16 protein-coding genes are annotated in these 23,591 nt (G+C 68.5%); 7 read left to right on the plus strand and 9 right to left on the minus strand.

All coding sequences use genetic code 11. From position 1 onward, the window contains the following. Positions 1–96 precede the first annotated feature (96 nt). Positions 97–2,409 (minus strand): NADP-dependent malic enzyme, encoded by a 2,313-nt coding sequence (locus tag CRT60_RS16885; protein ID WP_098737674.1) that lies wholly within the window; start codon positions 2,407–2,409, stop codon positions 97–99. Between the two features lie 238 nt (positions 2,410–2,647). Then, entirely contained in the window at positions 2,648–3,964 is a 1,317-nt protein-coding gene (locus CRT60_RS16890; protein WP_098737675.1) for a dicarboxylate/amino acid:cation symporter, read from the minus strand. 329 nt (positions 3,965–4,293) lie between these two features. Between CRT60_RS16890 and CRT60_RS16895 the strand changes: the two genes are divergently transcribed. The 6 genes from CRT60_RS16895 to treY all read left to right on the plus strand — a co-directional run bounded on the left by CRT60_RS16895 (position 4,294) and on the right by treY (position 18,371). Then, the gene (locus CRT60_RS16895) at positions 4,294–6,087 is read left to right on the plus strand and encodes a sensor histidine kinase (protein WP_244592545.1); all 1,794 of its coding nucleotides are present in this window, start codon (positions 4,294–4,296) and stop codon (positions 6,085–6,087) included. Next, positions 6,084–7,469 carry a sigma-54-dependent transcriptional regulator gene (locus tag CRT60_RS16900; protein WP_098737676.1) on the plus strand — a complete coding sequence of 462 codons (1,386 nt, stop codon included), beginning with the start codon at positions 6,084–6,086 and terminating at the stop codon, positions 7,467–7,469. The genes CRT60_RS16895 and CRT60_RS16900 overlap by 4 nt, the downstream gene beginning before the upstream one ends. A gap of 109 nt (positions 7,470–7,578) precedes the next feature. Further along, positions 7,579–9,264: a calcium-binding protein gene (locus CRT60_RS16905; RefSeq protein ID WP_098737677.1), complete on the plus strand. Its 1,686-nt coding sequence runs from the start codon at positions 7,579–7,581 to the stop codon at positions 9,262–9,264. Positions 9,265–9,502: 238 nt separating this feature from the next. After that, positions 9,503–9,811 (plus strand): hypothetical protein, encoded by a 309-nt coding sequence (locus CRT60_RS16910; RefSeq protein ID WP_098737678.1) that lies wholly within the window; start codon positions 9,503–9,505, stop codon positions 9,809–9,811. Between the two features lie 120 nt (positions 9,812–9,931). Then, a complete protein-coding gene (treZ, locus tag CRT60_RS16915) occupies positions 9,932–15,538 on the plus strand; it encodes a malto-oligosyltrehalose trehalohydrolase (protein WP_098737679.1) in 5,607 nt (1,868 codons plus the stop codon). Between the two features lie 52 nt (positions 15,539–15,590). Continuing rightward, positions 15,591–18,371, plus strand: a complete 2,781-nt coding sequence (gene treY / locus CRT60_RS16920; RefSeq protein WP_098737680.1) for a malto-oligosyltrehalose synthase — start codon at positions 15,591–15,593, stop codon at positions 18,369–18,371. Between the two features lie 69 nt (positions 18,372–18,440). Here treY and CRT60_RS16925 read toward each other — a convergent pair whose 3' ends face one another. Both CRT60_RS16925 and CRT60_RS16930 read right to left on the minus strand, forming a co-directional pair. Beyond that, positions 18,441–18,869 carry a hypothetical protein gene (locus CRT60_RS16925; RefSeq protein WP_098737681.1) on the minus strand — a complete coding sequence of 143 codons (429 nt, stop codon included), beginning with the start codon at positions 18,867–18,869 and terminating at the stop codon, positions 18,441–18,443. Between the two features lie 193 nt (positions 18,870–19,062). Then, a complete protein-coding gene (locus CRT60_RS16930) occupies positions 19,063–19,503 on the minus strand; it encodes a response regulator (RefSeq protein ID WP_244592578.1) in 441 nt (146 codons plus the stop codon). Between the two features lie 249 nt (positions 19,504–19,752). Here CRT60_RS16930 and CRT60_RS16935 point away from each other — a divergent pair, with 249 nt between their 5' ends. Then, positions 19,753–19,956 (plus strand): hypothetical protein, encoded by a 204-nt coding sequence (locus CRT60_RS16935; RefSeq protein WP_244592546.1) that lies wholly within the window; start codon positions 19,753–19,755, stop codon positions 19,954–19,956. A 28-nt stretch (positions 19,957–19,984) separates the two neighbouring features. Here CRT60_RS16935 and CRT60_RS16940 read toward each other — a convergent pair whose 3' ends face one another. The 5 genes from CRT60_RS16940 to CRT60_RS16960 are packed head-to-tail and all read right to left on the minus strand — an operon-like array spanning position 19,985 to position 23,591. Continuing rightward, a complete protein-coding gene (locus CRT60_RS16940; RefSeq protein ID WP_098737684.1) occupies positions 19,985–20,764 on the minus strand; it encodes an oxepin-CoA hydrolase, alternative type in 780 nt (259 codons plus the stop codon). Then, positions 20,761–21,192, minus strand: coding sequence for a PaaI family thioesterase (locus CRT60_RS16945; RefSeq protein WP_167421744.1), 432 nt, complete (start codon positions 21,190–21,192; stop codon positions 20,761–20,763). The genes CRT60_RS16940 and CRT60_RS16945 overlap by 4 nt, the downstream gene beginning before the upstream one ends. A gap of 11 nt (positions 21,193–21,203) precedes the next feature. Beyond that, a complete protein-coding gene (locus tag CRT60_RS16950) occupies positions 21,204–21,926 on the minus strand; it encodes an ABC transporter ATP-binding protein (protein ID WP_098737686.1) in 723 nt (240 codons plus the stop codon). Continuing rightward, on the minus strand, positions 21,923–22,648 hold the full coding sequence (locus CRT60_RS16955) for an ABC transporter ATP-binding protein (protein ID WP_098737687.1): 726 nt from the start codon (positions 22,646–22,648) through the stop codon (positions 21,923–21,925). Before CRT60_RS16955 ends, CRT60_RS16950 begins: the two co-directional genes overlap by 4 nt. Beyond that, positions 22,635–23,591 (minus strand): branched-chain amino acid ABC transporter permease, encoded by a 957-nt coding sequence (locus tag CRT60_RS16960; protein WP_244592547.1) that lies wholly within the window; start codon positions 23,589–23,591, stop codon positions 22,635–22,637. The genes CRT60_RS16955 and CRT60_RS16960 overlap by 14 nt, the downstream gene beginning before the upstream one ends.

Genomic DNA, 23,591 nt, shown 5'->3' on the forward strand with positions numbered 1-23,591 from the left:
CGTGCCGGTCCTGTTGGCTACGGGTTAGGGATAGCACGATTCCGATGCGGTGGAATGGGGGCGCGGCAACCACCGCGCCCCCTGTCCTCCCTTGATTTACGCGCCCACGCCGGCAGGCGGGGTCGGAGCGGCGTTGACCGGGTCGGCGAGCTGGGCGTCGACCACGGCGACGGCGGTCATATTGACCAGACCGCGGGTGGTGACCGACGGGGTGACGATGTGGACCGGCCGCTGGACGCCCAGCAGGATCGGGCCGACATTCTGCGCCTCGCCCAGGATCTTCATCATGTTGAAGGCGATGTTGGCGGCGTCCAGCGTCGGCATGACCAGCAGGTTCGCCTCCCCCTTCAGCCGGCTGTCGGGCAGCACCTCCTTGCGGATGGCCGGGGCCAGGGCGGCGTCGGCATGCATCTCGCCGTCGATCTCGACATCCGGCATCTGTTCGGACGCCAGTTCCACCGCCGCGCGCATCTTGCGGGCCGAGGGGGTGTCGGCGCTGCCGAAGTTGGAATGGGACAGCAGAGCCACCTTCGGCTCGATGCCGAAGCGCTTCACCTCGTCCGCCGCCAGCCGGGCGATCTCGGCCACCTGCTCGGCGGTCGGGTCGGGGTTGACGTAGGTGTCGGTGATGAAGTGGACGCCCTTCTGCGAGATCAGCGCGTTCATCGTCGCGGCGACCTTCACGCCGTCGCGCAGGCCGATCAGGCCGCAGATGTGCGCCCAATGCTCATTGAAGCGGCCGGTGGTTCCGCAGACCAGCGCGTCGGCCTCGCCGCGGCGGACCATCAGGGCGCCGAAGACGGTCGGTTGGGTGCGGACCACGTTGGCGGCATGGCTGGGCGACACGCCGCGGCGGCCCATCAGCTTGCGGTAATGTTCGGTGAAGTTGTGATAGCGCGGGTCGCGGATGATCTCGATGACCTCCACGTCCTGGCCGATCTTCAGGCGCAGGCCCATCTCGCCGATCACCCGCTCGATCACCTCGCGGCGGCCGATCAGCACCGGGTGCGCGATGCCGTCGTCGACCACCACCTGGGCGCAGCGGATCACGCGCGGGTCCTCGCCCTCGGCATAGACGACGCGCTTGGGCGCGGTCTTGGCCTTGGTGATGACCGGCTTCATGAACAGGCCGGAGCGGATGACGTACTGGTTCAGCTGGTCCTGATAGGCGCGGAAATCGGCGATGGGCCGGGTGGCGACGCCCGAATCCATGGCGGCCTTGGCGACGGCCGAGGAGACCTCGACGATCAGCCGCGGGTCGAAGGGCTTGGGCAGGATGTAGTCGGGGCCGAAGCGCAGCGATTCACCGACATAGGCCGCGGCAACCACGTCCGACGGCTCGGCACGGGCGAGGTTGGCCATGGCGTGGGTCGCCGCGATCTTCATCGCCTCGTTCACCGTGGTGGCGCCGACGTCCAGCGCACCGCGGAAAATGAAGGGGAAGCACAGGACGTTGTTGACCTGGTTGGGGAAGTCGGAGCGGCCGGTGGCGATGATGGCGTCCGGACGGGCCTCGCGCGCCAGATCCGGCATGATCTCCGGCTCCGGGTTGGCGAGCGCCAGGATCAGCGGCTTGTCGGCCATGCGGGCCAGCAGCTCCGGCTTCAGCACCTTCGCGCCCGACAGGCCGAGGAAGATGTCGGCGCCGTCGATGACGTCGGACAGCGTGCGCGCCTCGGTGTCGTGCGCGTAGGCGTCCTTGTATTCGTTCATCTCCTCGTTGCGGCCCTTGTGGACCACGCCGATGCGGTCGACCAGCCAGACATTCTCACGCCGCACGCCCAGCGACAGCATCAGGTCTAGGCAGGCGATGCCGGCGGCCCCGCCGCCGGTGGAGACGACCTTGACCTTCGAGATGTCCTTGCCGACCAGCGCCAGCCCGTTCAGCACGGCGGCACCCACCACGATGGCGGTGCCGTGCTGGTCGTCGTGGAACACCGGGATCTTCATGCGCTCGCGGCAGCGGCGCTCGATCTCGAAGCAGGCCGGGGCGGCGATGTCTTCCAGGTTGATGGCGCCGAAGGTCGGCTCCAGCCGGACGATGGTGTCGACCAGACCATCGACGTCCAGCTCGTTCAGCTCGATGTCGAAGCAGTCGATGCCGGCGAACTTCTTGAAGAGGACGGCCTTGCCTTCCATCACCGGCTTGGCGGCCATCGGCCCGATGTTGCCCAGCCCCAGAACCGCGGTGCCGTTGGTGACGACGGCGACCAGATTGGCGCGCGCCGTCAGCTCCGCCGCCTTCGACGGATCCTCGGCAATGGCGGTGCAGGCGTAGGCCACGCCCGGCGAATAGGCCAGTGCAAGATCGCGCTGGTTGGCCATGGGCTTGGTCGCGACGACTGCCAGCTTACCGGGCCGCGGGTTGCGGTGATACTCAAGCGCCATCGCCTCAAAATCGCCGGACATCGGGTCTCTTCCTCCGGTTAACGAGATTTCAGTTAATTCTTTGGGTTCACTTCACCTGGATGGTGGTTATAGCCCATTCGGGCTGATGCGCCAACCACCCGGAATACAGAAGGGGACGATTCGAACCAAATCGAAGCGTCCCCCTGATCTTACAGGAACCTTTGCCGGGCCGGATGGATCATCTTTGGAATTTCCAAAACCGGCCCGCGCATGCTTGCCGCGCGTCTTGTGCAGATGCTCACAGACGGGCCAGAGCCGGCTCCTTGAAGTGCTGCTGGTATTCGGCGACCGCCTTGCTCTCGTCGAACTCGCCTTCCATCTTGGCGACGACGACGGTGGCCACGCCGTTGCCGATCAGGTTGGTCAGCGCACGGGCTTCCGACATGAAGCGGTCGACACCCAACAGCAGCGCCAGACCTTCGATCGGCAGGACGCCGGTGGCCGACAGGGTGGCGGCCAGGGTCACGAAGCCGCCGCCGGTGACCGCCGCCGCACCCTTGGAGGTCAGCATCAGGATGACCAGGATGTAGAGCTGCTGCCAGATCGTCAGGTCGACGTTGAAGGCCTGGGCGATGAAGATCGCGGCCATCGACAGGTAGATCGAGGTGCCGTCCAGGTTGAAGGAGTAGCCGGTCGGGATGACGAGGCCGACGACATGCTTGGAGCAGCCGAACTTCTGCATCTTCTCCATCATCCGCGGCAGCACGGATTCGGAGGACGAGGTGCCGAGAACGATCAGCAGTTCCTGGCGGATGTAGCGGATGAAGTTCCAGATGCTGAAGCCGTAGGCCTTGGCGATGCTGCCCAGCACGACGAAGATGAAGATCGCCATGGTGAGGTAGACCGACGCCATCAGCTGGCCGAGAGCGGTCAGCGACGAGATGCCGTACTTGCCAATGGTGAAGGACATCGCGCCGAAGGCACCGACCGGGGCGACGCGCATCAGGATGCCGATCACGCCGAACAGCGCATGGCTGATCTTGTCGAAGATGTCCTCGACGACCTTGCCCTTCTGGCCCATGGCGGACAGCGCGACGCCGAACACCACCGCGAAGAACAGGATCTGCAGCATGTCGCCCTGGACGAAGGCGCCGACGACGTTGTCCGGCACGATGCCGACGACGAAGTCCATGAAGCCATGCTCCTTGGCGGAGGTGGCGTATTTCTGCACCGCGTCGGCCTTCAGCTGGCCGGGGACGATGTTCATGCCGGCGCCGGGGCGGACGAGGTTGACGACGATCAGGCCGATGCCGAGCGCGAAGGTGGTCACCACCTCGAAATACAGCAGCGCCTTGCCGCCGACCTTGCCGACCTTCTTCAGGTTGCCGATGGAGGAGATGCCGGTCACCACTGTCAGGAAGACGATCGGGCCGATGACCATCTTGACCATCTTGATGAACAGGTCGCCCAGCGGCTTCATCTCCACCGCGATGGACGGGTAGAAGTGCCCCAGCAGGATGCCGATGCTGATGGCGGTCAGAACCTGGAAGGTCAGGTTGGTGTAGAAGGGCTTCTTCACCGTGCCATGCCGGACGGCGGTCGCGTCTGCGCTCATGCTGCTCTCCTCGTGGCGTTCCTCAGAACGGCGTTCCTGGCGGGGTGCCCGTTCTTTCGTCCGGCATTCGGCGCCGGCTGGGCGGGCGGCCCCCAACTGATTGCCTATGAAAGCAAGCGGTGGGCCAATTGCTGAATCCAACAACATCAAGCATTTGGCGAAATGGCGAGGGCGAGAATCCGCACGACATGGGGTCCGGCGATGTGCGAAAATCCGCACACTTCACAGCGCTGCGGCATCATTGTTGCGGCGCAGCATGACCAGGGGCCGCGTTGCTTATCCATCCGGGCGAACAGGCGACAGATTCAACCACCCTTCCCTCCCCGGCCGTGACGCTTTCGCCGGCGGCGCAGCTGGTGGCGCGGGCGTTGGAACGGCCCCGCCGGCTGCTGCTGGCTGCTTTGCTGCTGGGCGTGCCGGTGGCGGCCGGGCTTGCGGCGGGCTGGGCCTCGTCGCTGGCGCAGGAGGATCTGCGGGAGAGCGCGCGGGCGCAGCTGGCGCTCTACAACGCCAATCTGCGGGCGGAGCTGGAGCGCCATGCCGCCGTACCGCTCGCCCTGGCGCAGGATGCGGAGGTGCGCGCCCTGCTGGCCAACCCGACGCCGGGCGCCGTCGACCGGCTGAACCGCAAGCTCCAGGACATCGCCCGCGCGCTGGATGCGCTGGCGCTCTACGTGATGGACGCCAAGGGAACGACGGTGGCGGCCAGCAACTGGAACAGCCCGGCCAGCTTCGTGGGCGAGAATTTCTCCTACCGGCCCTATTTCCGCATGGCGATGGACCAGGGCGAAGGGCACCATTTCGCGCTGGGCACCACGTCGCTGGTGCCGGGCTTCTACACCGCCAACCGGGTGGTGGCGGAAAACCGCACAGTGGGGGCGGTGGTGCTGAAGCTGGGCTTCGACCGGCTGGAATCGGCCTGGACGCCGGGCCAGGAGAGGCTGCTGGTCACCGACCGCGACGGGGTGGTCTTCATCACCAACGTGCCGTCCTGGCGCTATCACGCCCTGCCCCGCCGCCTGCCGATCAGCCTGCCGATCATCCCGGAAGGCACCAGCGAGGGGCTGGACGTGCTGCCCTGGGCCTTCGGTGGTGCTGCCGACCGCATCGCCCTGGAGGAGAAGGACGGGCAAAAGCGCTATCTGCTGACCTCCGTCGCCATGCCCGGCGGCGACTGGACCCTGCACAGCCTGACCAGCCTGGATCCGGTGACCGCCCATGCCTGGGTCGCCGGGCTGCTGGCCGCGGCAGCGGTGGCGATGGCGGCGCTCACCGCCTATGCCGTGGCGCTGCGCCGGGTGGCCCTGGTGGAGCGGATCGCCCTGCAGGAGGAGTCGCGGGCTGAGCTGGAACGCCGGGTCGCCGCGGCCACCGCCGACCTGCGCGCGGCGGAGAACGAGCTGACCCAGGCGGCCAAGCTGGCGGCGCTCGGCCAGATGTCGGCCGGCATCGCCCATGAGATCAACCAGCCGCTGGCCGCCATGCGCAGCTTCGCCGACAACGCGGTGGTTCTGCTGGAGCGCGGGCGGCTGGACTCGGTGCGCGACAATCTGGCGGAGATCGCCGAGCTGACCGACCGCATGGCCGCCATCACCCGCCAGTTGAAGGGCTTCGCCCGCCGCGCCTCCGGCACGCTGGGGCCGGTGTCGGTGCAGGGCGCAGTGACCCAGGCGCTGGCCCTGCTGGAGGCCAAGCTGCGGCGCGAGGACATCACCGTCGAGGCCGATCTGCCCGGCCAACCGGTCCGGGTGGTGGCGGAGGATGTGCGGCTCCAGCAGGTGCTGGTCAATCTGATCGGCAACGCCGCCGACGCCATGCGCGGCTGTCCGGTGCGCCGCCTGCGCATCGGGCTGGTCGCGGCCGAGGGCGAAGCCCTGCTGAGCATCGCCGACACCGGCGGCGGCATCGCCGAGGCCGATTTGCCCCGTCTGTTCGTCCCCTTCTTCACCACCAAGGAGGCCGGCGAGGGGCTGGGGCTCGGCCTGTCGATCAGCCATGGCATCGTCGAGGATTTCGGCGGCAGCCTGACCGCCGCCAACCGCAACGGGAAGCCCGGCCATGGCGCCGTCTTCACCCTGCGTCTCACCACCGCGGAGCAGCCTCCCAAGGAGCAGAGTCAATGAGCCAGTCCAGATCTGAGGCCGCAGGCCCAGTGGATGCCGGCCCAGCGGATGCCGGCAGCGTGATCTTCGTCGATGACGAGCGCGCGGTGCGGCTGGCCGGGCAGCAGGCGCTGGAGCTGGCGGGGTTCGAGGTGACGGCCTGCGACGGGGCGGAGCGGGCCTTGCGCCATGTCGGCCGCGACTGGCCGGGCTGCCTTGTCACCGATGTGCGCATGCCGCAGATGGATGGGCTGGCCCTGCTGGCGCGGGTGCGGGACATCGATCCCGACCTGCCGGTCATCCTGATCACCGGCCATGGCGACGTGCCGATGGCGGTGGAGGCGATGCGCAACGGCGCCTACGATTTCCTTGAAAAGCCCTTCCCGTCCGACCGGCTGACCGAGGTGGCGCGGCGGGCGGTGGAGAAGCGCCGGCTGGTGATGGAGAACCGCCGGCTGCGGGCGCAGATCGCCGGGGGCATCGACCCGGCGGAGACCATCGTCGGCCGCACGCCGGGCATCGAGCGGCTGCGCACCACCATCGCCGCGGTCGCCGACACCGATGCCGACGTTCTGGTGTTCGGCGAGACCGGCACCGGCAAGGAAATGGTCGCCCGCGCGCTGCACGCCGCCAGCGGCCGGCGCAAGAACCCCTTCGTCGCGCTGAATTGCGGCGCCATGCCGGAATCGATCTTCGAAAGCGAGCTGTTCGGGCATGAGGCCGGCGCCTTCACCGGTGCCGCCAAGCGCCGGGTCGGCCGGATCGAGCATGCCGGCGGCGGCACCCTGTTCCTCGACGAGATCGAGAGCATGCCGCTGGCCTTGCAGGTCAAGCTGCTGCGGGTGATCCAGGAACGGGTGGTCGAACCGCTGGGATCGAACGAGCAGGTGCCGGTCGACCTGCGGGTGGTCGCCGCCACCAAGTCCGACCTGCGGCAGGCGGCGGATGCCGGAAAATTCCGGGCCGACCTTTATTACCGGCTGAATGTGGTGGTGCTGACCATCCCGCCGCTGCGTGAGCGGCGCGACGACATCCCGCTGCTGTTCCAGCATTTCGTCGCCCAGGCCGCCGCCCGCTACAACCGCGAGCCGCGGGTGCCCAGCCGTGAGCAGATCCAGCGCCTGATGGGCCAGGACTGGCCTGGCAATGTCCGGGAGCTGCGCAACGCGGCCGACCGCTTCGTGCTGGGGCTGGAGGATATGGCGCCGGCGCCGGTCTCGGCACCTTCCGCGCTGTCGCTGGCCGAGCAGGTCGATCTGTACGAGAAGGGGCTGATCCAGGCCGAACTCGCCCGCCACCGCGGCAGCGTGAAGGCTGCCATCGAGGCGCTGAACATCCCGCGCAAGACCTTCTACGACAAGCTCAAGCGCTACGGGCTGAGCCGTGACGACTTCCTCGACTGAGGGTATGCGACACTTTACACCCCGTTCGGCGAACGGAATGGTCATTGTCCCCGAAGGGTTGTTGCGGCACCCTACCGGGGGTTGATCGGCAGCAATCGCGGATGCGGCGATGGACGGGGTGATTCCAAAAGCCTTCCGTTTCTTCAATCGCAGGACGGGAGAGCATTTCTACACGGCGAGCGCGGCCGAGCGGGATGCCATCATCGCCGGAATGGCCGACATGAGCTATGAAGGCGTCGCCTTCCTGCAGGGGGGCGGCGCCAGCAACCCGGTGTCGGTGGCCCGCTTCGTCAGGCTGGACACCGGAGAGCATTTCTACACCGCCAGCGTCACCGAACGGGACTACATCCTCCAGAACATGGCGGACCATTACCGTCTGGAGGACCCGCAGGCCTTTCTCGTCTCCGCGACCCCGGACTATCAATTCTCCCAGCCCGTCTACCGCTTCCTCGACACGGCGACCGGCAGTCATTTCTTCACCGCCTCGGAAAGCGAACGGGACGGGGTGATGGCAAGCCTGTCGACCTATCGCTACGAGGGGGTGGCCTTCTATGCGAAGCCCACTCCGCCGCTTCCCCCTGCCCCGTCGGGCGCTTTTGACGAGACGTGGTATCTCCAGGCCTATCCGGACGTCCGCGATGCGGTGAATGCCGGCTGGATGACCGCCCGCACCCATTACGACGCCTTCGGCAGGCGCGAAGGCCGCATGCCGAACGACATGGCGGCGCTGAATGGCGACGACCATTGGACCGCCTTCGACGGAGCGCCCGGCCATGTCCGGATTCTGAATGGCGGATCCGGCAACGACATACTCGACGGGATCGACGGATACAGCATTTCCACCAGCACGATGGTCGGCGGCCACACCGGCTACAGCGACTACAGCGACCGGCTGTTCGGCGAAACCGGCGACGACACGCTGTACGGTGCGCAGAACGACACCCTGAATGGCGGAAGCGGCAACGACACCTACTACGTCCATTCCGCCGGCGTGCTGGTGACCGAAGCGACCGATGCGGGCACCGACGAGCTTGTCCTGATCGAGGACGGCATCAGCGGCTATTACACCTATTCCATGCCGGCCAACGTCGAACGGATGCGGGTGTTCATCAATCCGATCCCCGATCCGTCGGTTCCGACCATCGCGGGAAGCGCTGCTGACGACTGGATTTCCGCCGGCAGCACCAACACCCCAATCCAACTTCTGGGCGGATCCGGCAACGACACGCTGAACGGCGGGTCCGGCGGCAGCGGCGGTGCGGTCGTGGAGGGGGGCGCCGGCGACGATTATCTGCTGGCGGTCGGGTACAACGACGCGCGCTTCTACACATGGGTTGCGTCGGGCAACGACACGCTGAGCGGCGGTGACGGCGACGACACGCTGGTGGCCTGGACCGGCAACGACCGCCTCACCGGCGGCAATGGTGCCGACACCTTTCTCGTCGATCTCGGCTCTCCGCCGAACCGGCTCTGGCAGGATCCGAAGGCCTGGACCTCCTATCCGGGGCCCGGCGGCAGCTCCTATGTCCTGTGGTCGGGCACGTCGGTGACGACGGTCACGGATTTCCAGCCGGGCGTCGATATGCTGAGCTTCCATCACACCTCGCTCAGCCTGTCCGACATCATGGCGCGCTTCACGGACCGCGCGGACGGAATGGGCGTGGTGGCCAGCTTCACCAACGGCGAACTCGGGCTTTCGGCATCGGGCGTTACCGGCAACGGCTTCACGCTCTCGCTCGACACTGTGAAGCAGTGGCAGGTCTCGGCCAACTGGTTCTCGGTTTCCCCGACCTGACGAAACAACCGGCCGAGGGGCTGGCCGTCCCGTCCTGCAACTCTCCCATCGGGGCAGTTGACGAACGCCCAAGCTTGCCAGTGGTTCTGCCGGTTCCCATGTGCCGTCTCCACCCGTGCGGCCGAGCCGCGGGTCGCGGCCGCACGGACCTTTCCTTCGTTGCGGCTGTTGTACCGATAGACCGTGCAGCACCGACGTCGAAGGGGACGGCCTGAGAATGTCACCGAGGATTAGCACCATGACCCCCCGTCTCCTTGCGGAGCTTCTGGAACCGATCCTGACCGCCGCGGATGACGACGAAGAGGCCCTGTCGGAGGCCGTGAACCTGACCGCGGAGGCCATGGCGGCGCTGGGCGCCACCGTGCTCGACCCGGACGGTCAGCCGGCCCGCGGGGTGTCCGATGAACGGGCCGTCGTCGCCGCGCTGAACACCCACGCGCACAACCTGATGCGCGACGGTCGTCTGGACGACGTGGTCGAGGCCCTTCAAGTGGCCGAGCGCATCGGCCGCATCGCCCATCTGCCGCACCATCCGCGTACCGTCTGACAACTCTTTTGGGAGAAGGGCGCGGTCGTTCGTGGAAACGGCTTCGCGGGTGCGGGAACTCCTTCCCTCCGTGCTGTTTGAGCGACGTGCCACCCAGCGCTCAACAGGGGAGGAGCCCTCGTGCCCACTGCGCCGCAGTCACATGCCCAGCCGACCGTGCTGGCGAACCCGCTGGAAAGCGAGATCCTGTCCCGCCTCCAGGACGATCTGCTGCCGGACCATCTGCTGACCCGCCGCTGGTATGCGGCGAAGGACGCCGGACGGCCGGTCGTGCGCATCGTCGATGCCCTGCCGCTGCCTCTGGCCGGTGGAGCGCAGGCCCAGCTCTGCCTGCTGCGGGTCGAACCGCCGGGGCGTGACCCTCAGCTCTACCAGCTTCCCCTGATCCTCGACCGCGGCACCGGCGAGGATGCATCGGCGATTGCCGGTTCCAAGGATTTGCAGATCCCCGGCCGGCTGCGTGACGGCTATGCCGATGACGGCGTGGTCCGCGCGCTGCTGGGCGCCATCCTGAAGCGCGACACGGTGCCCGGTGAAACGGCGCTGTCCGCCGGCCTGACCGCCGGCCACACCCGTGCCTGCGAGGCGATGGCCGACCGGCTGCGCGCCGACGCCCCGCTGCACCGGATGACGGCGGAGCAGTCCAACACCTCCATCCGTATCGGCGACAGCGCCATCCTGAAGGGCCTGCGCAAGCTGGAGCCCGGCATCCATCCCGAACTGGAGGTCAGCCGCTTCCTGACAGAGGTGGCGCAGTTTCCCAACACGCCGGCCCTGCTGGGCTGGGTCGAGCGGGCCAACAGCTCCGGCTCCACCACGCTGTGCGTCATGCAGGAGCTGGTGCCGGAGGCGAAGGACGCCTGGGGGCATGTCACCGGCTACCTGAACGACCGGGTCGCCCGGTTCGAGGACAGCGACACGGCCAAGGCCGGCGATGCCGACAGCGTCGCCTTCCTGCGCCTGCTGGGGCAGCGGACGGCGGAGCTGCACCGGGCGCTCGCCACCCCCGGCGGCGGCGACGCCTTCACGCCGGAGCCGGCGACGGCGGAGCGGCTGACGGAGTGGGCGGGCGGCGTGCGCACGCTGGCCAAGCGCGTGCTGGAACGGCTGCGCGCCGCGGGGCCGGCGCTGGACCCGGCGATCTCGGCACAGGCCAACGCGCTTGCCGCCAGCGAGGCGGCGGTGATGGCACAGATCGACGCGCTGATCCCGGCGACCGCCGATCTCAGCGCCATGCGGCTGCACGGCGACTATCACCTGGGTCAGGTGCTGGTGTCGCGTGGCGACGTGCAGATCGTCGATTTCGAAGGCGAGCCGATGCGCCCGCTGGCCGAACGGCGGGCCAAGCACTGCATCCTGCGCGACGTCGCCGGGATGCTGCGCTCCATCGCCTATGCCGCCGCCATGGCGCGCGACGCGATGCCGGCCGGTCTCGACGGCCCGTCGCGCGATGCCCGCACCGCGTGGCTCTCCTGGTGGGAGGGGGCGGCGTCGGCCGCCTTCCTCGACGGCTACCGTAGCGCCATCGGCGACTGCCCCGGCTTCCCGCGCGATGCCCAGGCGGCCCCGGCCCTGCTGAAGCTGTTCCTGCTGGAGAAGGCGCTGTACGAGGTCGGCTACGAGCTGGCCAACCGGCCGGGCTGGGTGGCGATCCCGCTGGCCGGCGTCACCGCCATCATCCGTGCCGATGCCGGGCCGGAGATCGCCAGCCGCGACCGTGACCGCATCGCCCCGGTGGACGAGCGCCGCCGCAGCCATACCATGCCCTTCGGGGCGGAGGTGCAGGCCGACGGCTCCGTCCGCTTCTCCCTCTGGGCGCCGTCGGTGGCGTCCGTCCTGCTGTCGCTCGACGATGGCGGGCAGCCGGTGGCGATGGAGAATCAGGGCGACGGCTGGTTCAGCCTGACCACCGCGCGGGCGCAGGCGGGCAGCCGCTACCGCTTCGTGCTGCCGGACGGGCTGGGGGTGCCGGATCCGGCCTCCCGTTTCCAGCCGGACGACGTGCATGGTTCGTCGGAGGTGATCGACCCCGACGTCCATGCCTGGACCGATGCCGCCTGGACCGGCCGGCCCTGGCACGAGACGGTGCTGTACGAACTGCATGTCGGCACCTTCACGCCCGGCGGCACCTTCCTGTCGGCCATCGAGCGGCTGGACGATCTGGTCGAGCTGGGCGTCACCGCCATCGAGCTGATGCCGGTGGCCGACTTCCCCGGAACGCGCAACTGGGGCTATGACGGCGTGCTGCCCTTCGCCCCCGACAGCGCCTATGGCCGGCCGGAGGATCTGAAGGTTCTGGTGCAGGAGGCCCATGCCCGCGGGCTGATGGTCTTCCTCGACGTCGTCTACAACCATTTCGGGCCGGAGGGGAATTACCTCCATGCCTTCGCCAACAGCTTCTTCACCGAGCGGCACAAGACCCCCTGGGGTGCGGCGATCAACGTCGATGGCGAGCGCAGCGGGCCGGTGCGCGACTTCTTCGTCCACAACGCGCTCTACTGGCTGGAGGAGTTCCACCTCGACGGGCTGCGGCTGGACGCCGTCCATGCCATCATCGACGACAGCGACCGCCATGTTCTGGAAGAACTGGCGGAGCGGGTGCACAGCCATTTCCAGAACCAGCGCCATGTCCATCTGGTGCTGGAGAACGACGCCAACCAGGCGCGCTTCCTGACCCGCCACCGCGAGGGCGACCCGCGCTGGCACTCCGCCCAGTGGAACGACGACCTGCATCACTGCCTGCACAGTGCCGCGACCGGCGAGGATGGCGGCTACTACGCCGATTACGCCCACGATCCGGCCAAATGGGGCCGCACCCTGGCGGAGGGCTTCGCCTTCCAGGGCGAGCCGTCGGCCTACCGCGACGGCGAGCTGCGCGGGGAGCCGTCGGCCCATCTGCCGCCGACCGCCTTCGTCACCTTCATCCAGAACCACGACCAGATCGGCAACCGCGCCTTCGGCGAGCGCATTTCCCACATCGCCAAGCCTGAGGCCGTTCGCGCCGCCACCATCCTCTATCTGCTGGGTCCCGGCATCCCCATGCTGTTCATGGGCGAGGAATGGGCATCGGCCAAGCCCTTCCCCTTCTTCTGCGATTTCGGCGACGAGCTGGCCGAGGCGGTGCGCAAGGGCCGGGCGGAGGAGTTCGCCAAGTTCCCCGAATTCCAGGACCCCGAGGCCCGAGCCCGCATCCCCGACCCCACCGCGCCGGAAACGGCGGAGTCGGCCAAGCTGGACTGGGAGGCCCGCGGGGCACCGGAGCACGCCGGCTGGCTCGACTGGTATCGCCGGGCGCTGGCAGTGCGGCGGACGGAGATCGTGCCGCGGCTGGACGGCGTTCCCGGCGGTGCGTCGAGCCACGGCGTCGCCGGCAAGACCGGCCTCACCGTCTGCTGGAAACTGGGCGACGGCAGCCGGCTGCATGCCTTCGCCAATCTGGCCGACAGCCCGGCGTCCGGCTTCCCCGAGGCCAATGGCCGCGTGCTGTGGACGGAGGGGGGCGGGCTGACCGGCGACACGCTCGGCCCCTGGTCGGTGGTGCTGTGGCTGGAGGAAGCCTCCGCACTCGACCGGCTGGCCGACCGCATGGGGGTGGAGCGGTCCTTCGACAATGCCGCCGGGGAAACCGTGACGGCCAGCGAGGACACCGTCCGCGCCCTGTTGTCGGCCATGGGCGTGGAGGCGGGGGACGAGGCCGCAGCACTCGCCCATCTCGACCGGCTGGACGAGGAGGAGTATGGCCGCGCCCTGCCCCCGGCGGTGGTCCGCCGGGTGGGCGAGGCGGTCACCGTGCCGGTCACCCTGCCCCATGGCACCCGCACCCTGCGCTACACCCTGACGCTGGAAAGCGGGGAGACGCAGAGCGGCGTCGTCGGCTTCGGCTGCCTGCCGCGCTGCCGCTGCATCACCGCCGGCGACGTGACCTATGCCGAACGCCGCCTGCCGCTGGGGCGGCTGGCCCAGGCCGGCTACCACACGTTGCGGGTGGAGACGGAGCATGGCACGGCGGAGACCCGCCTGATTATGGCGCCTGCCCGCTGCCACCTGCCGGCGCCGATGCTGGTGGGGGAAAAGCTGTGGGGCCTGTCGGCGCAGCTCTACACCCTGCGCAGCGGGCATGACTGGGGCATCGGCGATTTCGGCGACCTGCGGACGCTGGCCGACATCGCGGCGGCGCGCGGAGCGGCGGTGATCGGCCTGAACCCGCTGCACGCCCTGTTCCTCGACAATCCCGAGCATGCCAGCCCCTATTCCCCGGCCAGCCGGCTGTTCCTGAACCCGCTCTACATCGACGTCACCGCGGTGGCGGAATTCCTCGACGATGCGGGGGTGCGGAAGGAGGCCGCCTCGCCCGCGTTCCGGCAGGCGCTGGAGGCGGCCCGCGCAACGGCCAACGTCGATTACACGGCGGTGTCCCGGCTGAAGCTGCCGATGCTGGAAAAGCTCTTCGCCGGTTTCAAGGCGTCGGCCAAGCCGGACCGCCGCGCCGCCTTCGATGCCTTCCGGAGCGAGGGCGGCAGCGGGCTGGAGCGCTTCGCCACCTTCCAGGCCTTGCGCGAACGCTTCGCTGCCGAGGGCAAGGCGGACTGGCACCGGTGGCCGGCGGAATTCCATGATGCGACGGCCCCGGCGGTTGAGCGCTTCGCCAGGGAGCATGCCGACCGCGTCGCTTATTTCGCCTGGCTGCAATGGCTGGCGGACGACCAGCTGCGTCTGGCGGCGGAGCGGGCCGCCGAACTCGGCATGGCCATCGGCTTCTACCGCGACCTCGCGGTCGGGGCCGATGCCAGCGGGGCGGAGACCTGGATGACGCCGCAGGCGGTGGTGGACGCCGCCCATGTCGGCGCGCCGCCCGACCTGTTCAACCCGGCCGGCCAGGATTGGGGGCTGCCGCCCTTCCATCCCCAGGCGCTGCGTGCGGCGGGGTATCAGCCCTTCATCGATCTGGTCCGCGCCAACATGCGCCATGCCGGGGCGCTGCGCATTGACCATGCGATGGCGCTCCAGCATGTCTATTGGATCCCGGACGGCCATCCGCCGGGCGAAGGCGCCTATGTCGCCTATCCGATGGAGGATCTGCTGGGCATCCTGGCGCTGGAAAGCCAGCGTCACCGCTGCCTCGTCGTCGGCGAGGATCTCGGCACCGTGCCGGAGGGCTTCCGCGAGCGGATGACCGAGGCCGGCGTGCTGAGCTACCGCGTCGTCTTCTTCGAATGGACCGAGGACGGCGCCTTCAAGGGGCCGGAGGAGTATCCGGAACTGGCGCTCGCCACCGTCGGCAGCCACGACCTCGCCACGCTGCGCGGCTGGTGGGAAGGCGACGACATCACGCTGAAGGCCGAGACGGGCCTCTATCCGGCCGACGACGAGGAGGAGAAGCAGCAGACCCGCCGGTCGGCCGACCGCGGCGCCCTGGTCGACGCCCTGCGCGCCGCCGGGATCGCCCTGCCCGCCGGCCTCACGCCGGACAGCCCCTATGACGAGGCGCTGGACCATGCGGTGCACGCCTTCCTTGCCCGCACCAACTCGGCGCTGGCGGTCGCGCAGCTGGACGACCTGACGCGCGAGCGCGATCAGGTCAACCTGCCCGGTACCACCGACCAGTACCCCAACTGGCGCCGCAAGCTGTCGATGACGCTGGAGGAGCTGGCCGACGCGCCGGAACCGGCGGCGGTCGCCGACATCCTGGCGGCGGCGCGTCCGTCCTCCGCCCCCGTCCGCGCTTAAGTCCCTGATCGGTTCCCACTCCGCCCTTCCCCATTCCGAGGAGCACACACCCATGGCCCCCGCCGCCGGCAATCCCATCCCTCGTGCGACGTACCGGGTCCAACTGAATGGCGAGTTCGGCTTCGACCGCACCGCCGCCATCGCCGACTACATCGCCCGTCTGGGCGTCAGCCATCTCTACGCCTCCCCCTACATGAAGGCGCGGCCGGGCAGCACCCACGGCTACGACATCGTCAACCACAACGAACTGAACCCGGAGGTCGGTGACCAGAACGACTTCCGCGATCTGGTGGAGGCGCTGAAGCGCAACGGGCTCGGCCAGATTCTGGACTTCGTTCCCAACCATATGGGGGTCGGCGGCTCCGACAACGAATGGTGGTTGAACGTGTTGGAGTGGGGGCCGGAAAGCCCGTATGCCGGGTATTTCGACATCGAATGGGAATCCGACTACCGCTATCTCCAGGGCAAGCTTCTGGTGCCCTTCCTGGGCGACCAGTATGGCGCGGTGCTGGTGTCGGGCGGGCTGGATCTGCGCTTCGATCCGGAAACCGGCAGCTTCGCCGTCTGGGCCTATGACAGCCACAAGCTGCCGGTGCGGCCGCAGGATTACGGCACCATCCTGGGCAACGATCACCCGGATCTGGAGCGCATCGGCGATGCATTCGCCCATCTTGCCTACGCCCGGCCCCATCAGATCGCGCGGGCCGGCGTTCAGAAGGCTGAATTGGCGACGCTGGTGGCGACCCGGCCGGACGTGGCCGATGCGATTGCCCAGCGGCTGTCCGTCTTCCGCGGCTATCAGGGAGAGATCGACAGCTGGGGCCACCTGCATGAGCTGATCGGCCGCCAGAACTGGCGCGTCGCCTATTTCAAGGTCGCGGCCGACGACATCAACTACCGGCGCTTCTTCAACATCAACGAGCTGGCCGGCCTGCGCATGGACGAGCCGGAGCTGTTCGACGTCGCCCACCGCATGGTGCTGGGGATGGTGGCGGACGGCACGCTCGACGGCATCCGCATCGACCACATCGACGGGCTGATCGACCCCAAGGGCTATTGCGAGCGGCTGGTTGCGGCGTCCTCCAAGCCCTTCTATCTGGTGGTGGAGAAGATCCTGGCCCGGCATGAGCGGCTGCGCGAGGAGTGGCCCATCGACGGCACCACCGGCTACGAATACGCCAACCTGATGGGCGGCCTGTTCGTCGATCCCAAGGCGGAGGAGGCCTTCACCCGTCTCTATGGCGACTTCATCGGACGGCACGACAATTTCGAAGAGGTGGTGCGGCAGTGCAAGATCCGCATCATGGAAAGCGAAATGGCGAGCGAGCTGAACGTGCTGTCGCGCAAGGCGGCGCGCATCGCCCGCTCCAACCCCGCCACCGCCGACTTCACCGCCAACATCCTGCATCAGGCGCTGAAGGAGACGATCGCCCGCTTCCCCGTCTACCGCACCTACGTCGACGGCGGCGTGCCGAGCGATCTGGACCGCCGCGACATCGACTGGGCGATCTCCCAGGCCCGGCGGGTCGAGCAGGGGCCGGACGGTTCGGTCTATGATTTCCTGCAACGCCTGCTGACCACCGATCTGGTGGCGGCTCCCAAGAGCGGCTACAGCCACCGGCAGGTCACCCGCTTCGCCATGCGCTTCCAGCAATACAGCGGGCCGGTGATGGCCAAGGGGCTGGAGGACACCGCCTTCTACCGCTACAACCGGCTGGTGGCGCTGAACGAGGTCGGCGGCCATCCCGACCATTTCGGCGTCAGCGTCTCCGCCTTCCACCGCGCCAACCAGGACCGGGCCCGTAACTGGCCGGGCAACATGCTGGCCAGCACGACCCACGACACCAAGCGCGGCGAGGACACCCGAGCCCGCCTCTACGCCCTGTCGGAGATGCCGGAGGAGTGGGAGCGGCAGGTCCAGACCTGGAGCCGGCTGCTGCGCGCCCGCCGCGGCGACGTGGAGGGCACCGCCCCGCCCGACCGCAACGACGAGTATCTGTTCTATCAGCTGCTGCTCGGCGCCTGGCCGGCGGAACTGACCGGCGCGTCGGTCGACCGGATCGAACAGCCGGCGATGACGGCCTTCGCCGAGCGCATCGTCGGCGCCATGACCAAGTCGATGCGCGAGGCCAAGGTGCACTCGACCTGGGCCGCGCCCAACGAAGCCTATGAAGGGGCGGTCGTCAGTTTCATCCATGATGCCCTCGACGTGACCCGCCGGAACGCCTTCCTGGAGTCCTTCCTGCCCTTCCAGGCGTCCCTGGCCCGCATCGGCATGGTCAACGGCCTCTCCCAGGCCCTGCTGAAGCTGACCAGCCCCGGCGTGCCCGACATCTATCAGGGGTGCGAGCTGTGGAACCTCAGTCTCGTCGATCCGGACAACCGGCTGCCGGTGGACTATGACGCTTGCCGCACGCTGCTGGAGGAGGTCGAGGGCCTCGTGGAACGTGGTACGGTTGCCGGCCTGCTGGAACGCTGGACCGACGGTGCCGTGAAGCTGGCGGTGACCCGTCAGGCACTGGCGGTCCGTGGCGAGATGCCGGAGGTCTTCAGCGCCGGCGAGTATCTGCCGCTGGAGGCGACCGGCGAGCGTGCCGACCATGTGGTGGCCTATGCCCGCCGCACCGGTGACGAAACCGTGGTGGTGGCCGTGCCGCGGCTGGTCGGGCAACTGGGCGAAAAGCCCGATTGGGGCAACACCGCCATCCCGCTGCCGCGCGGCACCGGCTGGCGCAACCGACTGACGGGGGCGGAGGTCGAGGGTGGCGATGCGGTGATGGCGGCGACGCTGTTCGCCGACCTGCCGGTGGCCCTGCTGTCCGCCAAGGGCTGACGGCCAGCCTGGAACGGAAAAGGGCGCGCGGCTGACCGCGCGCCCTTCCTCATGCCCGGACCGCCCGGATCAGCGGGCGGTGCTGCTTGTGCCGGTGGACGAACCGCCACCCATCGAACCGCCCATGGATCCTGACGGCTGTTGCGTGCCGACCGGACCGTCGGAGCCGGTGCCCATCGAGCCGCTGTTGCCCAGGCTGTTGCCGCCGGTGCCGTTGGTCGAGCTGGAAGAGCCGGAACCGGTCATCGACCCGCTGCCCATCGTAGATCCGCTGGACGACGAGCCGCTGGTGGCGCCGCTCTTGCTGTCCACGCCGCCCATGCTGCCGCAGCCGAGCTGGTTGTTCGACGTGCAGGGAGGGTTGGTCTGGTTGGAATTGGTGCTCGATCCGGCGCTGTTCGCGGCGGGGCTACCGGAGATCGAACCGCTGCTTTCTGCGAAGGCTGGGGCGGCCATCAGGGCCAGGGCGGTGGCGGCGCCGATCATCACGCTCTTCATGGGGATTCCTTATCTCTGGGCGGCCCGTCAACGCCGAATGGCGGCGGGCCGAAAACTTGTCGGTGGGGTCCGGTTCGTCCCCGCTTGCCATCACACCAACAGGCCCGGTCCGGAATGATCGCGCGGCAGCCGGAAACGAAAACGCCCGCCGAGGGGCGGGCGCTTTTCCAGGATTCTCAACGACTGTGAACGGTCAGGCCGTGCGCGCCTTCGGCAGGCCGGCGGCCATGGCGGCGGAGCCATGGAAGATCTCCAGCGCCGCCGGCGTGGAGGACGGGCGCAGGCCGCCCAGGATTTCCCCGGCGGCGCCGACGGCCTGGACCAGCGCGTCCGGCATCACCGGCTTGCGCAGCAGCCCCATGGCGAAGGCGCGGGCTTCGGCGGCATGGTGATCGAACCCGGTCATCAGCAGCGACGGAATGCCATTCTCTTCCCACAGGCGACGGGCCAGGACCAAGCCATTCTCCCCACCGGCGAGATTGACGTCGACCAGCGCCAGTTCGGGACATTCGCGGGCACCGACCCGCGTAGCCTTGGCGGCATCGCGCAGCGGTCCAACCACGGTATAGCCCGCATTCTCCAGAACGGCCTTCACGGCCGGACCGATCAGCGGATCGTCCTCGACGACAAGCACCTTCAAGACGGCATGCTCCCTTGAATGACGGTGCGGGCTTATAGCCCGTTCCGTCCGGTTTCCGAAGCCTGTTCGGCTTCGATCAACTGAACCGCCCATGTTTGTCGCGGTTCCGCTCCGTTCAAGAGGTCGAAGGGGTACTCCCTTCCGGTCATGGCGCCCTACTGAACGTCCGGGTTGGAAACATACACCATCGCAGAGCGTTTTACCCGGACGCGAGAGAGGATACACGCAATGGCATTTGTTGAGATGACCGACACATCGGGGGAAACCGTTTTGGTGAACCCCATCGCCGTCGCCTACCTGCGCACCGCAGGCGACGGCGGCACCGACCTGTACTTCGCCGGACGGGCGGAGCCGCTGCGGCTGACCGGGGCGCCGTCGGACATCGTCCGCGCCCTGGAAAACGCCGCCCCCACCCCGCCCGATCCCACCCTGTCGCTGCTGGCCTGACGATAAGCCTGCCCGCGAATGCAGGTTTTCAACGGGGGTAGTTCGGCGCGCGCTTCTCGAAAAAGGCGGTGATGCCCTCCGCCGCCTCCGCCCCGTGCAGGGCCTCGACGAAGAAGGCGGCCTCGCGGTCGAGCTGGTCGTCGGGCGCGCCGAAGCCGCTCTCGATCAGCCGCTTGGCCCGGCCGATGGCGAGCGTCGGCCCGTCCGCCAGCCGCTCCGCCCAGGCGAGCGCCTCGGCCAGCGTGGCGCCGGGCGCCACCACCCGGTTGACGATGGCGAGCTGGGCCAGCCGTGCCGCGCCGATCCTGCCGCCTTCGAACATGATCTCGGCCGCCAACTGCGGCGTCGCGGCACGGGCCAGGAATGCCGACGCCCCGCCGTCGGGGTTGAGACCGACCTTCACGTAGGCGAGCGTGAACACGGCATCCTCCGCCGCAACGATGAGGTCGCACCCCAATGCCACCGAGAAGCCGGCTCCGGCGGCGGCTCCCTCGACGGCGGCGATCACCGGCTTGGGGCAGGCGCGCATGGCGCGGGTCCAGCCATGGAAGCGCTCCAGGCTGGCGCGGGTCACCTCCGGATCGGCCTTGGCGTTGCCGAGCAGCCGGCCCAAATTGCCGCCGGAACAGAAGGTGCCGTTGGCCCCGGTCAGGACGATGGCTCCCACCCCCGGATCCTCCGCCGCCTGCACCAGCGCGTCGCGCGCGGCGGCCATCATCTCCGGCCCCAGCGCGTTCTTAGTGGCCGCGTCGTCCATCGTCAGCACCATCACGCGGCCCTGGCGCGCGACGGTCAATTGTCCGCTCATAGTTCGGTTCCCTCCCGGTTCTCGCTGCCCGGCCGGTATTTGAACATGCCTTCCGACGTGGCGATCAGGGCGCCGGTGTCGCCGTGGCGGATCTCCGCCGCCACGCCGATGATCTTGCGCCCGCCGCCGCGCAGCCGGCCGGTGGCGATCAGCGTACCGGTGCGCGCCTGACCCAGGAAGCTCGTCGACAGCGACAGCGTCACCACCCGCCGCACCCGGCCGGGGAAGGGACAGTATGTTGCCGAGAATCCGGAAACCGTGTCCAAAAGCGTCACCAGCACCCCGCCATGCACCACGCCGGCCCGGTTCAGGTGGCGGTCGTCGATGGCCATCGTCAGCTCCGCCTCGCCCTCCTCCCAGCGACTCAAGGCGTAGCCCAGCAGGCGCTGGAAGCCCGATTCCGGCTCGCCGTTCAGCAAATCGTCCATACCCTGTCCCATCACGCGGCTGTTTCGTGTGCGAAGTAAAGCGCGTGAAGGCGGTCCAGGTCCACCCGGTCGCCGCGTTCGGACAGCACGACCTTGCCCGACTGCATCAGATAGACATGGTCGGCGATCTTCAGGGCGCGGCTGGTGTTCTGCTCCACCAGCAGGATGGTCAGCCCCTCCGCCCGCAGCCGCGCCAGGATGCGGAAGATCTCGTCGACCACCACGGGGGCGAGGCCGAGCGACGGCTCGTCGATCAGGCAGACGCGCGGCTGCTCCATCAGGCCGCGGCCGATGGCGAGCATCTGCGCCTCGCCGCCCGACAGGGTGCCGGCGATCTGCCCGCGCCGTTCGGCCAGCCGCGGGAACATGTCCATGACCATCGCCCTGTTGCGCTTCCAGTCCTTGCGGCAGCCGCGCGGGAAGGCACCCATCATCAGGTTGTCCTCCACCGTCATGTCGGGGAAGATCATCCGGCCCTCGGGGATCATCACCAGCCCGTCGGCCACCCGGTCCCAGGTCTTTGCCGCCTTGCGGCTCTGCCCGTCGACGCGGATGTCGCCGGAGGTGGCCGGCACCAGCCCCATGATGGCGCGCAGCAGCGTGGTCTTGCCGGCGCCGTTCGGGCCGACGATCACCGTCGTCTTGCCGGCCTCCACCGACAGCGAGACGTCCCACAGCACGTTGATCGCGCCATAGCCGGCGCGCAGCGCCAGGATGTCGAGCGCGTTGGTCATGACGCCTCCGCAAGGGTGGTCTCGCCGGTGTAGCTGCGGATCACCTCCGGGTCGCGGAACACCGCGCCGGGGGAGCCGTCGGCGATGATCTGGCCGAAATTCAGCACCAGCACCCGCGGGCAGAGCGCGGCGATGGTGGCGATGTCATGCTCGATGATGACCATGGCGAGGCGGTAGCGGTCGCGCACCGCCGCCAGCCGTTCCATGAAGGCGCGCTTGCTGCTGGTTTCCAGCCCGGCCAGCACCTCGTCCAGAAGGAGCAGGCTCGGCTCGGTCGCCAATGCCTTGCCGACCTCCAGCGCCTTGTGCTCGGTCAGGGCCAGTTCGTTGGTGGCGTCGCGGTCGGCCTTGTCGCGCAGGTTCAGGATGTCGAGGATCTCGTCGATCCGCTTCGGGTCCTTTTTCCCAGCGCCGAAGCGCTGGGCGACCAGCAGGTTCTCCCGCACCGTGCAATGGCCGAAGGGTCGCGGGATCTGGAAGCTGCGGCCGATGCCGAGCCGTGCCCGTTTCCAGTCCGGCAGCTTCAGCAGCGAGGTGCCGCGAAAGTCGAGCCGCCCGGCGGTCGGCCGCACCACCCCGGAGATGACGTTGAACAGCGTGGTCTTGCCGGCGCCGTTGGGGCCGACCAGACCGATGCTTTCCCCTTCCGCGACGGAGAAGCTGGCGCTTTTCAGCGCCTGGACGCCGCCGAAATTGACCTGGACGCCTTCAAGCGTGAGCATGGCGGCTCTCCTTCACCGGGCGGCGGCGCAAGGCCGGCATCAGGCCGCCGGGGCTGAACAGGATCATGGCGCAGAGAAGCACGCCCAGGATCATCTGATGACCGTGCGGCAGGATCGGCTTGAACAGCAGCTGATCGACCAGATAGATCGCGAGTGCCCCCACCATTGGCCCCCACACCGTGCGGTAGCCGCCGAAGATCGCCGCGGCGATCGGCAACACGGTCCAGCCGCTGGAAAAGGCGTAGTCGGGGTCGAGGAAGCTGATGAAATGCGCGTTGAAGGCGCCGACCACCCCGGTGATGAAGGCCGACAGCACCAGCATCGCCGCCTTCAGGTGCGTGCTGGGCACGCCGACGACGCGGGTCGCCACCTCGGTGTCGTGCATCGCCTTCAGGGCGAGGCCCCAGCTGCTGCGCCGGATGGCGTCATAGGCGAGGGCCGCCAGCACGACGATGGTCAGGACGATCAGGTAGCCGCCCAGCTTCTCGCCGAAATCGAAGCCCAGGATTTTCGGAAAACGCGGGATCGACAGCAGCCCGCCGGCCCCGCCGGTGACCGGCGTCATCTCGGTCGCCAGAATCTGGAAGATGTGGGCATAGGCGAGGATGGCGAGGGCGAAATAGGGCCCGCGCAGCCGCAGCGCCGGCAGCATGGCGATGGACGACACCGCCGCCCCCACCCCGCCCAGCAGCATGGATGCGAAGACCGGCACCCCCAGCTTCATCGCCAGCACGGCCGAGGTGTAGGATCCCACCCCGAAGAAGGCGGCGTGGCCGAAGCTGACCATGCCGCCGAGATTGCCGAGCAGCGCCCAGGCCACCGCCACCCCGGCGATGGTCAGCGCCGCGACGATCAGCCCCAGCACATAGGCGTTGCTGCCGAACAGCAGGGGCATGCCGACATAGGCGGCGGCAAGGGCCGCGGCCAGAAGTATGCGGTTCAT

Origin of the sequence: Azospirillum palustre, assembly GCF_002573965.1 — a bacterium.
GTDB classification, from domain to species: domain Bacteria; phylum Pseudomonadota; class Alphaproteobacteria; order Azospirillales; family Azospirillaceae; genus Azospirillum; species Azospirillum palustre.